14 protein-coding genes are annotated in these 12,676 nt (G+C 46.4%); all 14 read left to right on the top strand.

Going from position 1 to position 12,676, the window contains the following annotated elements; translation table 11 throughout:
* Positions 1-15: 15 nt before the first annotated feature.
* Positions 16-969 (top strand): ACP S-malonyltransferase, encoded by a 954-nt coding sequence (gene fabD / locus OQ477_RS07275; RefSeq protein WP_003154316.1) that lies wholly within the window; start codon positions 16-18, stop codon positions 967-969.
* Positions 962-1,702 (top strand): 3-oxoacyl-[acyl-carrier-protein] reductase, encoded by a 741-nt coding sequence (gene fabG, locus OQ477_RS07270; protein ID WP_003154312.1) that lies wholly within the window; start codon positions 962-964, stop codon positions 1,700-1,702. The genes fabD and fabG overlap by 8 nt, the downstream gene beginning before the upstream one ends.
* Positions 1,703-1,786: 84 nt before the next feature.
* Positions 1,787-2,020 carry an acyl carrier protein gene (acpP, locus tag OQ477_RS07265; protein ID WP_003154310.1) on the top strand — a complete coding sequence of 78 codons (234 nt, stop codon included), beginning with the start codon at positions 1,787-1,789 and terminating at the stop codon, positions 2,018-2,020.
* Positions 2,021-2,158: 138 nt separating this feature from the next.
* Positions 2,159-2,908 (top strand): ribonuclease III, encoded by a 750-nt coding sequence (gene rncS / locus OQ477_RS07260; protein ID WP_014417754.1) that lies wholly within the window; start codon positions 2,159-2,161, stop codon positions 2,906-2,908.
* Between the two features lie 101 nt (positions 2,909-3,009).
* Complete coding sequence (smc, locus tag OQ477_RS07255) at positions 3,010-6,570, top strand: chromosome segregation protein SMC (RefSeq protein WP_265971967.1); 3,561 nt, start codon at positions 3,010-3,012, stop codon at positions 6,568-6,570.
* A 19-nt stretch (positions 6,571-6,589) separates the two neighbouring features.
* Entirely contained in the window at positions 6,590-7,579 is a 990-nt protein-coding gene (gene ftsY, locus OQ477_RS07250; RefSeq protein WP_003154301.1) for a signal recognition particle-docking protein FtsY, read from the top strand.
* Between the two features lie 83 nt (positions 7,580-7,662).
* Entirely contained in the window at positions 7,663-8,433 is a 771-nt protein-coding gene (locus OQ477_RS07245) for a phosphotransferase family protein (RefSeq protein WP_072176998.1), read from the top strand.
* Positions 8,434-8,554: 121 nt separating this feature from the next.
* Positions 8,555-8,887: a putative DNA-binding protein gene (locus OQ477_RS07240; protein ID WP_003154299.1), complete on the top strand. Its 333-nt coding sequence runs from the start codon at positions 8,555-8,557 to the stop codon at positions 8,885-8,887.
* A gap of 13 nt (positions 8,888-8,900) precedes the next feature.
* Positions 8,901-10,241 carry a signal recognition particle protein gene (ffh, locus tag OQ477_RS07235; protein WP_007409763.1) on the top strand — a complete coding sequence of 447 codons (1,341 nt, stop codon included), beginning with the start codon at positions 8,901-8,903 and terminating at the stop codon, positions 10,239-10,241.
* Positions 10,242-10,346: 105 nt separating this feature from the next.
* A complete protein-coding gene (gene rpsP, locus OQ477_RS07230; protein WP_003154296.1) occupies positions 10,347-10,619 on the top strand; it encodes a 30S ribosomal protein S16 in 273 nt (90 codons plus the stop codon).
* A complete protein-coding gene (locus OQ477_RS07225) occupies positions 10,619-10,864 on the top strand; it encodes a KH domain-containing protein (RefSeq protein WP_007611392.1) in 246 nt (81 codons plus the stop codon). Before rpsP ends, OQ477_RS07225 begins: the two co-directional genes overlap by 1 nt.
* Positions 10,865-10,954: 90 nt before the next feature.
* A complete protein-coding gene (locus OQ477_RS07220) occupies positions 10,955-11,341 on the top strand; it encodes a YlqD family protein (RefSeq protein WP_003154291.1) in 387 nt (128 codons plus the stop codon).
* A gap of 4 nt (positions 11,342-11,345) precedes the next feature.
* Positions 11,346-11,870, top strand: coding sequence for a ribosome maturation factor RimM (gene rimM / locus OQ477_RS07215; protein WP_072176999.1), 525 nt, complete (start codon positions 11,346-11,348; stop codon positions 11,868-11,870).
* Positions 11,867-12,598 (top strand): tRNA (guanosine(37)-N1)-methyltransferase TrmD, encoded by a 732-nt coding sequence (gene trmD / locus OQ477_RS07210; protein WP_022553353.1) that lies wholly within the window; start codon positions 11,867-11,869, stop codon positions 12,596-12,598. The genes rimM and trmD overlap by 4 nt, the downstream gene beginning before the upstream one ends.
* Positions 12,599-12,676 lie beyond the last annotated feature (78 nt).

Here is a 12,676-nt window from a genome sequence, read left to right as displayed (position 1 = left end):
GGAGGTTACCGCATCATGAGTAAGATTGCATTTTTATTTCCCGGACAGGGATCACAATATATCGGTATGGGAAAAGACCTGTACGAACGCGAAGAAGCGTCAAAACGTATTTTTGATGAAGCGGATGAAACGCTTGAAACAAAGCTGAGCTCGCTCATTTTTGAAGGTGACGCCGAAGAATTGACCCTTACATACAATGCGCAGCCCGCGCTGTTGACAACAAGCATCGCCGTATTGGAAAAGTTTAAAGAATCCGGCATCACCCCTGATTTCACCGCCGGCCACAGCCTCGGAGAATATTCGGCGCTTGTTGCGGCGGGAGCGATGACATTTAAAGATGCCGTTTACACGGTAAGAAAACGGGGAGAATTCATGAATGAAGCCGTGCCGGCCGGAGAAGGCGCCATGGCAGCGATTCTCGGAATGGATGCGGAGTCCTTGAAAAAGGTGACGGATCAAGTGACGGAAAACGGTCATCTCGTACAGCTTGCAAACCTGAACTGCCCCGGCCAGATCGTCATTTCCGGAACGGCAAAAGGCGTGGAGCTGGCTTCAGAAGAAGCGAAAAACAACGGAGCCAAACGGGCAATCCCATTAGAAGTAAGCGGACCGTTCCATTCTGAATTAATGAAGCCGGCAGCGCAAAAACTCGAGGAGGTGCTCAGCGCCTGTGAGTTAAAAAATGCGGCTGTTCCCGTGATTTCAAACGTTTCGGCTGACGTTATGACAGAAAAAGACGATATCAAGAAAAAACTGATCGAACAGCTGTATTCACCTGTTCGCTTTGAAGAAACCATTAACAAACTGATTGACGAAGGCGTCACGACGTTTGTTGAAATCGGGCCCGGAAAAGTGCTTTCAGGCCTTGTGAAAAAAGTGAACCGCCGCCTTAAAACAATCTCGGTTTCTGACCATGAAACCATCGAACTGGCGATTCAAACGCTGAAGGAGGAGAATCAGGATGCTTAATGAAAAAACAGCAGTGGTAACGGGAGCGTCCCGCGGAATCGGGCGGGCGATCGCGCTTGATCTTGCGAAAAACGGCTGTAACGTAGTAGTCAACTACTCCGGGAATGAAGCGAAAGCGAACGAAGTCGTAGATGAAATCAAATCTTTGGGCCGAAACGCGATCGCGGTAAAAGCCGATGTATCAAATTCCGAAGAAGTACAAAACATGATGAAAGAGGCTGTCGCTGCATTTTCTTCAATCGACATTCTCGTGAACAATGCGGGGATCACAAAAGACAATCTTCTGATGAGAATGAAAGAAAATGAATGGGATGATGTCATTAACATTAACCTGAAAGGTGTATTCAACTGCACGAAAGCCGTGACAAGACAGATGATGAAACAGCGCTCCGGCCGGATTATCAACGTATCATCAATCGTCGGCGTCAGCGGAAACCCTGGGCAGGCGAACTATGTGGCGGCAAAAGCCGGTGTAATCGGCTTAACGAAGTCATCAGCCAAAGAGCTTGCGAGCCGAAATATTACGGTCAATGCCATTGCTCCGGGCTTTATTTCTACAGATATGACGGACAAGCTTTCTAAAGAAGTCCAAGATGAAATGCTGAAGCAGATTCCGCTCGCGCGTTTCGGTGATCCTTCCGATATCAGCAGCGTTGTTACGTTCCTTGCGTCTGAAGGATCGCGTTATATGACGGGCCAAACCCTTCATATTGACGGCGGAATGGTGATGTAAAGATTTGTTTTTAAAATTTCATCCTAGTTTCTCTAGTTTTTTAAAAACGAATCCTCTATAATACTTGAGGGGAGGTGAATTGCTATGGCAGATACATTAGAGCGTGTAACGAAAATCATCGTAGACCGCCTTGGCGTTGATGAAGCTGACGTCAAACTTGAAGCTTCTTTCAAGGAAGACTTAGGTGCTGATTCCCTAGATGTAGTTGAGCTTGTTATGGAACTTGAAGACGAGTTTGATATGGAGATTTCTGACGAAGATGCTGAAAAGATTGCAACAGTCGGCGACGCTGTGAACTACATACAAAACCAGCAATAAGCTGATGCTAAAAGTCCCGCCTGACAGCGGGGCTTTAGCCCTTTAATCGTTCGGTTACCGGCGTCTGACGCTGTACGCGCTGCCGATTCCGTTTACGGCGGGGAGCGCAGTGAACCTGATGTGCCTATGGAGGTTACTATGTCAAAACACTCACATTTTAAAGATAAAAAAAAGTTCTATAAAAAAATAGAGCAATTTAAAGAGTTCCAAGAACGGATTTCGGTTCATTTTCAAAACGAGAAACTTTTGTATCAAGCATTTACACATTCATCTTATGTGAATGAGCATCGGAAAAAGCCGTATGAAGACAATGAAAGGCTTGAATTTTTAGGTGACGCTGTTTTGGAACTGACGATCTCCCAATTCTTATTTGCCAAATATCCGGCCATGAGTGAAGGAGATTTGACGAAGCTGAGAGCCGCTATCGTATGCGAGCCGTCACTCGTCTCACTTGCCCATGAATTGTCATTCGGCGATCTTGTTCTCTTGGGAAAAGGAGAAGAAATGACGGGCGGCAGAAAGCGTCCTGCGCTTTTAGCGGATGTGTTTGAAGCGTTTATCGGCGCACTGTATCTGGATCAGGGCCTTGAGCCGGTTCAGCAATTCCTGAAAGTGTACGTGTTCCCTAAAATAAACGATGGTGCTTTTTCTCATGTGATGGATTTCAAAAGCCAGCTTCAAGAATTTGTACAGCGGGACGGAAAAGGATCGCTTGAGTACAAAATTCTCAATGAAAAAGGGCCTGCCCACAACCGGGAATTCGAGGCGCTTGTCTCTCTTAAAGGTGAGGCGCTCGGTATCGGGAACGGACGTTCCAAAAAAGAAGCCGAGCAGCATGCGGCACAGGAAGCTCTTGCAAAAATGCAAAAACATCATACGAAACAATAAAATCCCCCTGTTTCCCTAGGGGGATTTCAGTATGTCTGCGCCTGATATAAGCGGGTGATTATGATAATATTGAGATACTTATACGATAAGGAGGATCTGGGATGTTCCTCAAACGTTTAGACGTTATAGGATTTAAATCATTTGCAGAACGGATATCCGTTGACTTTGTAAAAGGCGTCACGGCCGTTGTCGGTCCGAACGGCAGCGGAAAGAGCAACATTACCGAAGCCATCCGCTGGGTGCTCGGCGAACAATCAGCCCGCTCGCTTCGGGGCGGAAAAATGGAAGATATCATTTTTGCGGGAAGTGATTCGCGCAAGCGGCTGAACCTTGCCGAAGTCACGTTAACGCTTGATAATGAAGATCATTTTCTCCCGATCGATTACCACGAAGTCAGCGTGACGAGACGGGTGTACCGTTCCGGAGAAAGTGAATTTCTCATCAACAATCAGCAGTGCCGCCTGAAAGATATCATTGACTTATTTATGGACTCCGGGCTCGGGAAAGAAGCATTCTCTATTATCAGCCAGGGGAAAGTCGAAGAGATTCTCAGCAGCAAAGCGGAAGACCGCCGCAGTATTTTTGAAGAAGCGGCCGGCGTGCTGAAATATAAAACAAGAAAGAAAAAAGCGGAAAACAAACTGTTTGAGACGCAGGATAACTTAAACAGGGTGGAAGATATTCTCCACGAGCTTGAAGATCAGGTCGAACCGCTGAAAATCCAGGCTTCAATCGCCAAAGACTACTTAGAAAAAAAGAAAGAGCTTGAACATGTCGAAATCGCCCTTACCGCCTTTGACATCGAAGAACTGCATGGCAGATGGTCGGGTTTAAAAGAAAAGGTGCAGGCGGCAAAAGAAGAAGAATTGGCGGAATCATCGGCTCTGTCCGCAAAAGAAGCGATGATAGAAGAGACGAGAGATAAAATCCACGCGCTTGATGAATCCGTCAACGAACTGCAGCAGGTTCTGCTCGTGACAAGTGAAGAGCTGGAAAAGCTGGAAGGCCGGAAAGAAGTGCTGAAAGAGCGCAAAAAAAACGCCGCGCAAAACCGGGAACAGCTTGAGGAATCCGTTACACATTACACGAACAAAGAAGCCGAACTGAAAGCGGACATTGAAAAACAGTCTGCCGTCTATGATAAACTTCGTGCGGAAGTGAAGCGGTTAAACGCCCAGGTGAAAGAAAAGCAGCAGGCTCTCAGTCTGCATAATGAAAATGTAGAAGACAAAATCGAACAATTAAAAAGCGATTACTTTGAATTGTTAAACAGTCAGGCGTCGATTCGCAACGAGCTGCAGCTTTTAGATGACCAGATGTCCCAATCTGCGGTCCAGCAGGCGAGACTGACAGCAAACAATGAAAAATACCTTGAAGAACGTAACGATATTGCAGTCCGCAAAGCGGCGTGCGAAGAAGAATTGGCCTCCGTTGAAGAGGATATTCACAATCAGGTCGTCCGCTTTCGCGAAGTCCAGACAGCATATGAACAGAAAAAACGCCAATATGAAAAGAAAGAATCTGCGCTGTATCAGGCTTATCAATTCGTCCAGCAGGCCAGATCCAAAAAAGATATGCTTGAAACGATGCAAGGCGATTTTTCAGGATTTTACCAAGGCGTAAAAGAAGTGCTGAAACAGAAAGAGCAGCTTGGCGGCATCCGCGGCGCCGTTCTCGAACTGATTGCCACCGAACAAAAATATGAAACGGCGATCGAGATTGCACTCGGCGCAGCGGCGCAGCACGTTGTCACAGACGATGAGCAGGCGGCGCGGAAAGCGATTCAATATTTAAAACAGAATTCCTTCGGCCGCGCGACGTTCCTGCCGCTTACGGTTATGAAACCGCGCCAGCTCCAAACCCGTGATGAACAGACGGCTCAGAAGCATCCGTCTTTCCTCGGCACAGCGAGCGGGCTTGTCACATATGATGCGGCATATCGGAATGTTATTCAAAACCTTCTCGGCACCGTGCTGATCACTGAAGATTTAAAAGGCGCGAATGAACTGGCCAAGCTTCTCGGGCACCGCTACCGCATCGTGACGCTTGAGGGCGATGTCGTCAATCCAGGCGGATCAATGACAGGCGGCGCGGTCAAAAAGAAAAACAATTCTCTGCTCGGCAGAAGCCGTGAGCTTGAGACGGTGACTGCGCGGCTTGCCGAAATGGAAGAAAAAACAGCTCTGCTCGAAAAAGAGGTCAAAACGCTGAAGCAGGCCATTCAAGAGCTTGAACATACGCTGAGCGGTCTCCGTGAAGACGGTGAAGCTTTCAGAACAAAGCAGCAGGATGTAAAAGGCAGGCTGTATGAACTCGAAGTCGCTGAAAAGAACATCAATACCCATCTGGAGCTTTACGATCAGGAGAAAGCATCACTGACGGAAAGCAGCCGGGAAAAAGAGACGCGCAAATCAGCTCTGGAAGAACAGCTGAGTGAGGCATCCGGCCAGCTGAAAGAGCTTGAGGAAGAGATGGAAAGGCTGACAAAACAAAAGCAGACCCTATCCTCAACAAAAGAAACGCTCTCTCATGAACTGACGGAATGTAAAGTGGCCGCTGCGAAAAAAGAACAGGCGTGCTCGAGTGAAGAAGACAACCTCAAAAGGCTGAAAAAAGAGCTTGAGGAAACGCAGCTCGCTCTGAAAGAAACACGGGAAGATTTAAGCCTCCTGACCTCAGAAATGACGTCCAGCACAAGCGGTGAGGAGCAGCTTGAAGAAGCAGCCCATCATAAGCTTCACGATAAAACGAGAACAATCGAATTGATCGCCAGCCGGCGCGACCAGCGTGTGAAGCTTCAGAGGGCGCTTGATACGAACGAACTTGAGCTGAAAGAGATGAAGCGTCTCTACAAGCAAAAAACAGAAATTCTGAAAGATGAAGAGGTAAAACTCGGCCGGATGGAAGTTGAGCTTGATAATCTCTTGCAGTATTTACGCGAGGAATACAGCTTATCCTTTGAAGGGGCTAAAGAACAATATCAGCTTGAAATCGAGCCTGAAGAGGCGAGAAAACGGGTCAAACTGATCAAGCTCTCAATTGAAGAGCTCGGAACGGTCAATCTCGGCAGCATCGATGAATTTGAAAGAGTAAACGAACGGTACCAGTTTTTAACAGAGCAGAAAAATGACCTGACGGAAGCGAAAAACACACTGTTTCAAGTCATTGAAGAAATGGATTCTGAAATGACGAAGCGATTCCATGAAACGTTTATCCAGATCCGTTCTCAATTCAACGACGTGTTCCGTTCTTTATTCGGAGGAGGGCGGGCTGAACTGAAGCTGACTGATCCGAATGATCTTCTTAACTCCGGGGTGGACATTATCGCGCAGCCTCCGGGCAAAAAACTGCAAAACTTAAATCTTTTGTCAGGGGGAGAACGGGCGCTGACTGCCATTGCCCTTTTATTCTCCATTCTGAAAGTAAGGCCCGTGCCGTTCTGCGTCCTTGATGAAGTGGAAGCTGCGCTTGATGAAGCCAATGTATTCAGGTTTGCGCAATATTTAAAAAAATACAGCAGCGACAGCCAGTTTATCGTCATCACCCACAGAAAAGGCACCATGGAAGAAGCGGATGTCCTCTACGGTGTTACGATGCAGGAATCCGGCGTTTCCCGAATGGTTTCGGTCAAACTGGAAGAAACAAAAGAATTCGTTCAGTAACGAGGAAAGAGGTTGAAAGATGAGCTTTTTTAAAAAATTAAAAGAGAAAATCACGAAACAGACAGACTCCGTCTCTGAAAAATTTAAAGATGGTCTTGAAAAAACAAGAAATTCCTTCTCGAATAAAGTGAACGAACTCGTCTCCCGCTACCGGAAAGTCGACGAGGATTTCTTCGAGGAGCTTGAGGAAGTGCTGATTGGCGCTGACGTCGGTTTTACAACCGTCATGGAGCTGATTGATGAGCTCAAAAAAGAAGTGAAGCTGAAAAACATCCAGGATCCTCAGGAAGTGCAGTCCGTCATTTCTGAAAAGCTTGTCGACATTTATAACAGCGGCGACGAACAGATTTCTGAATTAAATATTCAGGACGGGCGCCTGAACGTTATTCTGCTTGTCGGGGTAAACGGCGTCGGAAAAACGACAACGATCGGAAAACTTGCCCATAAGCTGAAGAATGAAGGCAAATCCGTTGTGCTCGCTGCCGGAGACACCTTCAGAGCCGGGGCGATTGAACAGCTTGAAGTGTGGGGGGAGCGTACAGGCGTGCCTGTCATTAAGCAGGCTGCCGGAAGCGACCCTGCGGCGGTTATTTATGATGCCGTACACGCGGCTAAAGCAAGAGGAGCGGATGTGCTGATTTGTGATACGGCAGGCCGCCTTCAGAATAAAGTTAACTTAATGAAAGAGCTTGAAAAAGTCAAACGCGTCATCGAACGCGAAGTGCCTGAGGCTCCGCATGAGGTTCTCCTTGCGCTGGACGCGACGACAGGCCAGAATGCGATGGCGCAGGCGAAAGAATTCTCTAAAGCGACGAATGTGACGGGTATCGCGTTAACGAAGCTTGACGGCACCGCAAAAGGCGGTATCGTCCTGGCAATCCGCAATGAGCTTCACATCCCGGTGAAACTGGTCGGCCTCGGAGAAAAGGTTGACGATCTCCAGCGGTTTGATGCAGAATCTTACGTATACGGTCTCTTTTCTGATTTAGTTGAAAAAGCCGAGGATTAATGAATAAAAAACGAGTATAAAATGGACGGTTTTATACTCGTTTTTTTATACGCATTGATAGATCGGAATGGAGGGGGCAATTGTTGGACAAATGGCTGAAAGCTGAATTGGAAAGTAAGATCGGCGCAATAAACCATATGTCGCTGTTGGATGAACAGGGAGGCACTTCAACCGTTCGAAAAATAGTGACCGGCCAAGACGCATTTCTGCTGAAAAGTTCTTTTCAACAGAAGTATCGGGAATGGTTAATGAGAGAAGCCTTCGTTTTACAAAAACTGACGGAAACTCGTCGTCTGCCTGTTCCTGTTTATTATGGGATGATACAGGAACAGCATGCCAGCCATATCATCATGTCATTTGAGGATGGAATCACCCTGACTTCGGCTTTAAGAAAAGCAAAAGGGGATACTGAAAAGAAAAAGCTGATCAAAAGTTTCGGCCGGTTTCTGCAACGGCTGCATGAAACCGACATGGTCTCTGGTTTACAGCCGGAAACAGACTGGCTCGATCTGCAAATCAAACGAGCCGGGGAATATGTCAAAAAAGGGCAGGCTGAAGGAAGTGCAGAGCTTTTGAAGGAATTGGACAGGTACAGGCCTGTTCCTGTTCAGCAGACAATGATTCACGGTGACTGCACGACTGATAATGTGCTGGTGAAAGACGGAGAGGTCTATCTGTTTATCGATGCTGCGGGAATATCGGCGGGAGATCCGCGATATGATGAATCATTAGCGATCAGTCATTTTGTCACAAATGAAGCATGCCTCAATGCTTTTTACGAAGGCTATTGCCGCTACCGTGTATCAAAACAAGAATTCGAGTATTTTAACGACGGTCTATATGAATTTTTTTGAAAAAACTTATTATGTAAAAAGAGCATCATGCTTTGACAAGATAAAAACTTGACACACGCTCTGAAACCATGTAAACTAAGTTTTTGTAAAGGGATTTGACTTAACAAAGGGGAGAGCTCAAATGTCGCTCGAAAAAACGACGAGAATGAACTATTTATTTGACTTCTATCAGTCGTTGCTGACGTCAAAACAAAAGAGCTATATGTCGCTTTATTATCTGGACGATTTCTCCCTTGGTGAAATAGCCGAAGAGTATGACGTTTCAAGGCAAGCCGTTTACGATAACATCAAACGGACTGAAGCGATGCTTGAACAATATGAAGAAAAACTGCTCCTTTTTAAAAAGTTTCAGGAGCGTAAAGAAATGTTTACAAAGCTGAAAGAGCTTGCTTCCGGGTTGCAGGAAGAGGAAAAAATGACGGCTCTGATTGAAGCGCTTGAGAAATTAGATTAGGAGGCGGCAAACAATGGCATTTGAAGGATTAGCCGACCGACTGCAAAAGACGATTTCAAAAATCCGCGGAAAAGGAAAAGTCAGCGAACAAGACGTAAAAGAGATGATGCGTGAAGTTCGTCTTGCGCTTCTTGAGGCTGACGTTAACTTTAAAGTCGTAAAGGATTTTGTGAAAAAAGTAAGTGAACGGGCTGTCGGACAGGACGTTATGCAGAGTCTGACACCCGGTCAGCAGGTTATTAAAGTCGTAAAAGAAGAGCTTACCGAGCTGATGGGCGGCGAAGAAAGCAAAATTGCCGTCGCCAAACGCCCGCCGACCGTTATTATGATGGTCGGGCTCCAAGGTGCCGGTAAAACGACAACCACGGGGAAGCTTGCCAACCTGCTGCGCAAAAAACATAATCGCAAACCGCTGCTCGTGGCTGCGGATATTTACCGCCCCGCCGCGATTAAACAGCTGGAAACCCTGGGGAAACAGCTTGATATGCCGGTCTTTTCGCTTGGCGATCAGGTCAGCCCGGTGGAAATTGCCAGACAGGCGATTGAAAAAGCGAAGGAAGAGCATCATGATTATGTGATTTTAGATACCGCCGGACGGCTGCACATCGATCATGAACTGATGGATGAGCTCTCCGGCGTAAAGGAAGTCGCAAATCCTGAGGAAATTTTCCTTGTCGTCGACTCAATGACCGGTCAGGATGCGGTAAACGTCGCCAAAAGCTTTAATGACCAGCTCGGTTTAACGGGTGTCATTTTAACAAAGCTTGACGGGGATACCCGCGGAGGTGCGGCGCTTTCTATCCGCGCGGTCACCGAAACGCCGATTAAATTCGCCGGAATGGGAGAAAAGCTCGATGCTCTTGAAGCGTTCCATCCTGAACGGATGGCATCCCGGATTCTCGGAATGGGTGACGTGCTGACGCTGATTGAAAAAGCTCAGGCGACCGTTGATGAAGACAAAGCCAAAGAGCTTGAGCAGAAAATGAGAACGATGAGCTTCACATTGGATGATTTTCTGGAGCAGCTCGGCCAGGTCCGAAACATGGGGCCTCTTGACGAACTGCTGCAAATGATGCCCGGCGCAGGCAAAATGAAAGGCTTAAAAAACATCCAAGTCGATGAAAAACAGCTGAATCATGTGGAAGCGATCATTAAATCAATGACTGTTCTTGAAAAAGAACAGCCGGATATCATTAACGCCAGCCGGCGGAAGCGGATTGCCAAAGGAAGCGGAACATCCGTTCAGGAAGTCAACCGTCTTTTAAAGCAGTTTGAGGAAATGAAAAAAATGATGAAGCAGATGACCAACATGACAAAAGGGAAGAAAAAAGGCTTTAAATTACCTTTTATGTAATCGGTTATACATGATAAAACCGTTGTTAAGAAAAAACACTTTACAAACACTTTTATCATTGTTAATATACTATCTTGTTGAAATATTTTCGGAGGTGCTAGTAAAATGGCAGTAAAAATTCGTTTAAAACGTATGGGAGCAAAAAAATCTCCTTTCTATCGTATTGTTGTAGCAGATTCTCGTTCACCGCGTGACGGCCGTTTCATCGAAACAGTCGGCACATACAACCCGGTTGCAAAGCCGGCTGAAGTGAAAATCAACGAAGAGCTTGCTCTTAAATGGCTTCAAACAGGAGCTAAACCTTCTGACACAGTCCGCAACTTGTTCTCAAGCCAAGGAATTATGGAAAAATTCCACAACGCTAAACAAGGCAAGTAATGACTGATCAGAACTTGGAAGATTTGATTGTCAGCATTGTGGCTCCGCTTGTCGACCATCCGGAAGACATAACGGTCACAAAGGAAGAGACTGATCAAAAGATTGCGCTGCGCTTATCTGTCAATAAGTCAGATACCGGTAAGATTATCGGAAAGCAAGGCCGGACTGCAAGAGCGATTCGAACCGTCGTTTTTGCAGCTGGCGCACAGTCTTCTAAGAAAGTTCAATTTGAAATATTTGACTGAAAAAGGGAGAGGGCCGGCACCTCCCCTTTTTTTACACGTAAAAAAGGCAAATGAACAGAAATATGTTGGAAGAGTGGGGAGTCTGGTCCTATGCAGATTATTCACAGGGTAACCGTTATGCAGGTTCTGACCGAGCAAAGCAAGGAAAAGCTTTTGGCCTCTTTTGCAGAAAAAAAGCAAACGCTTGAACGAGAATGCAGCCAGCTCTATTTTCAGCTTAGAAAACATGAAAAAGATCAGCAGAATCCCGATGTAGCGGAATCTTTTAAAAAAGCCATTGAAAAAAGACAAGACAAAATCAAAATGATCGATTTCCAAATAAGCCAGACAGAGTCGCTCCCGCTTGGAAGCGAAGTGAAGGAAAAGGAGATCGATGCGCTGCTTTCAATCAACGTCGGTGATAACTGGCATGAAAAAACAGCGGCAAATACCATCGTCATAAAAGACGGGGTAGTAATTGAAATCCGCCCGAGGTGATAATATGACAAACAGATGGTTTAATGTAGGCAAAATTGTAAATACCCACGGCATTAAAGGCGAAGTGCGGGTCATTTCTAAAACGGACTTTGCCGAAGAACGGTACAAGCCCGGCAATACGCTTTATTTGTTTGCGGAAGGGGCTGCGGAGCCTGTCAAAGTAACGGTCAGCGCCCACAGGCTTCACAAGCAGTTTCACCTGCTGCAATTCAAAGAAATGCCGAGTCTCAATGAAGTCGAGCACCTGAGAAACATGGTGATCAAAGTCCCTGAAGAAGACTTGGGAGAGCTTGAAGAAGATGAATTTTATTTTCATGAAATCATCGGCTGCGAGGTTGTGTCAGAAGACGGGGAACTGATCGGCACAGTGAAGGAAATCCTGACGCCCGGGGCTAATGACGTATGGGTGGTTGCAAGAAAAGGCAAAAAAGATGCGCTCATTCCGTATATTGCTTCTGTGGTAAAGGATATTAATATAAATGAGAAGAAAATTAAGATTCATGTAATGGAAGGGTTAATAGACGAATGAAAATCGACTTTTTAACACTGTTTCCCGAAATGTTTCAAGGGGTGCTCGGCTCATCCATTCTGCAAAAAGCACAGGAAAAAGAGGCTGTCCGTTTTGACGTCATCAATTTCCGGGCTTTTTCGGATAATAAACACCAAACGGTTGATGATTACCCGTACGGCGGGGGAGCCGGGATGGTGTTAAAGCCGCAGCCCGTATTTGATGCGGTTGAAAAGCTGACAGCCGGTACGGACGCCAAGCCGCGCATTATTCTCGTCTGCCCGCAAGGTGAGCGTTATACGCAGAAGAAAGCCGAGGAGCTGGCGGAAGAGGAACATCTCATGTTTATTTGCGGACATTATGAAGGGTATGATGAACGGATCCGGGAACATCTTGTCACTGATGAAATCTCCATCGGGGATTTTGTGCTGACCGGGGGAGAGCTCCCTGCCATGATGATCGCCGACAGCGTTGTCAGGCTTTTGCCGGGCGTCCTCGGAAAAGAAGCATCCCACGTGGAGGATTCCTTCAGCACGGGGCTTTTAGAGCATCCGCACTATACGAGGCCTGCAGATTATAGAGGCTTAAAAGTGCCTGAGACCCTTCTGTCCGGCAACCATGCCAAAATACAAGAATGGCGCAATAAAGAATCAATCAGAAGAACCTTTTTAAGACGTCCGGATCTTCTTGAAAACTATCCTCTCACTGATGAGCAAAGAAAATGGATTTCCGAGTGGGAAAACGAATAGATTCTATTGCGCAGGCGATGAAGATATGATAAGATACTACTTGTGGCTTAAGGAGGCTTATCCTTCAGAAGCTTGAAA

The sequence above is a fragment of the Bacillus sp. ChL18 genome, from assembly GCF_026241425.1.
Lineage (GTDB): Bacteria > Bacillota > Bacilli > Bacillales > Bacillaceae > Bacillus > Bacillus velezensis.
Note: the sequence above shows the minus strand (reverse complement) of the source record. Positions and strands in the feature narration are given on the sequence as shown.

Bases quoted from the DNA above. Each gene is read 5' to 3' on its own strand.
- fabD (WP_003154316.1), top strand. From the start codon at position 16: ATGAGTAAGATTGCATTTTTATTTCCCGGACAGGGATCACAATATATC.
- fabG (WP_003154312.1), top strand. From the start codon at position 962: ATGCTTAATGAAAAAACAGCAGTGGTAACGGGAGCGTCCCGCGGAATC.
- acpP (WP_003154310.1), top strand. From the start codon at position 1,787: ATGGCAGATACATTAGAGCGTGTAACGAAAATCATCGTAGACCGCCTT.
- rncS (WP_014417754.1), top strand. From the start codon at position 2,159: ATGTCAAAACACTCACATTTTAAAGATAAAAAAAAGTTCTATAAAAAA.
- smc (WP_265971967.1), top strand. From the start codon at position 3,010: ATGTTCCTCAAACGTTTAGACGTTATAGGATTTAAATCATTTGCAGAA.
- ftsY (WP_003154301.1), top strand. From the start codon at position 6,590: ATGAGCTTTTTTAAAAAATTAAAAGAGAAAATCACGAAACAGACAGAC.
- OQ477_RS07240 (WP_003154299.1), top strand. From the start codon at position 8,555: ATGTCGCTCGAAAAAACGACGAGAATGAACTATTTATTTGACTTCTAT.
- ffh (WP_007409763.1), top strand. From the start codon at position 8,901: ATGGCATTTGAAGGATTAGCCGACCGACTGCAAAAGACGATTTCAAAA.
- rpsP (WP_003154296.1), top strand. From the start codon at position 10,347: ATGGCAGTAAAAATTCGTTTAAAACGTATGGGAGCAAAAAAATCTCCT.
- OQ477_RS07225 (WP_007611392.1), top strand. From the start codon at position 10,619: ATGACTGATCAGAACTTGGAAGATTTGATTGTCAGCATTGTGGCTCCG.
- OQ477_RS07220 (WP_003154291.1), top strand. From the start codon at position 10,955: ATGCAGATTATTCACAGGGTAACCGTTATGCAGGTTCTGACCGAGCAA.
- rimM (WP_072176999.1), top strand. From the start codon at position 11,346: ATGACAAACAGATGGTTTAATGTAGGCAAAATTGTAAATACCCACGGC.
- trmD (WP_022553353.1), top strand. From the start codon at position 11,867: ATGAAAATCGACTTTTTAACACTGTTTCCCGAAATGTTTCAAGGGGTG.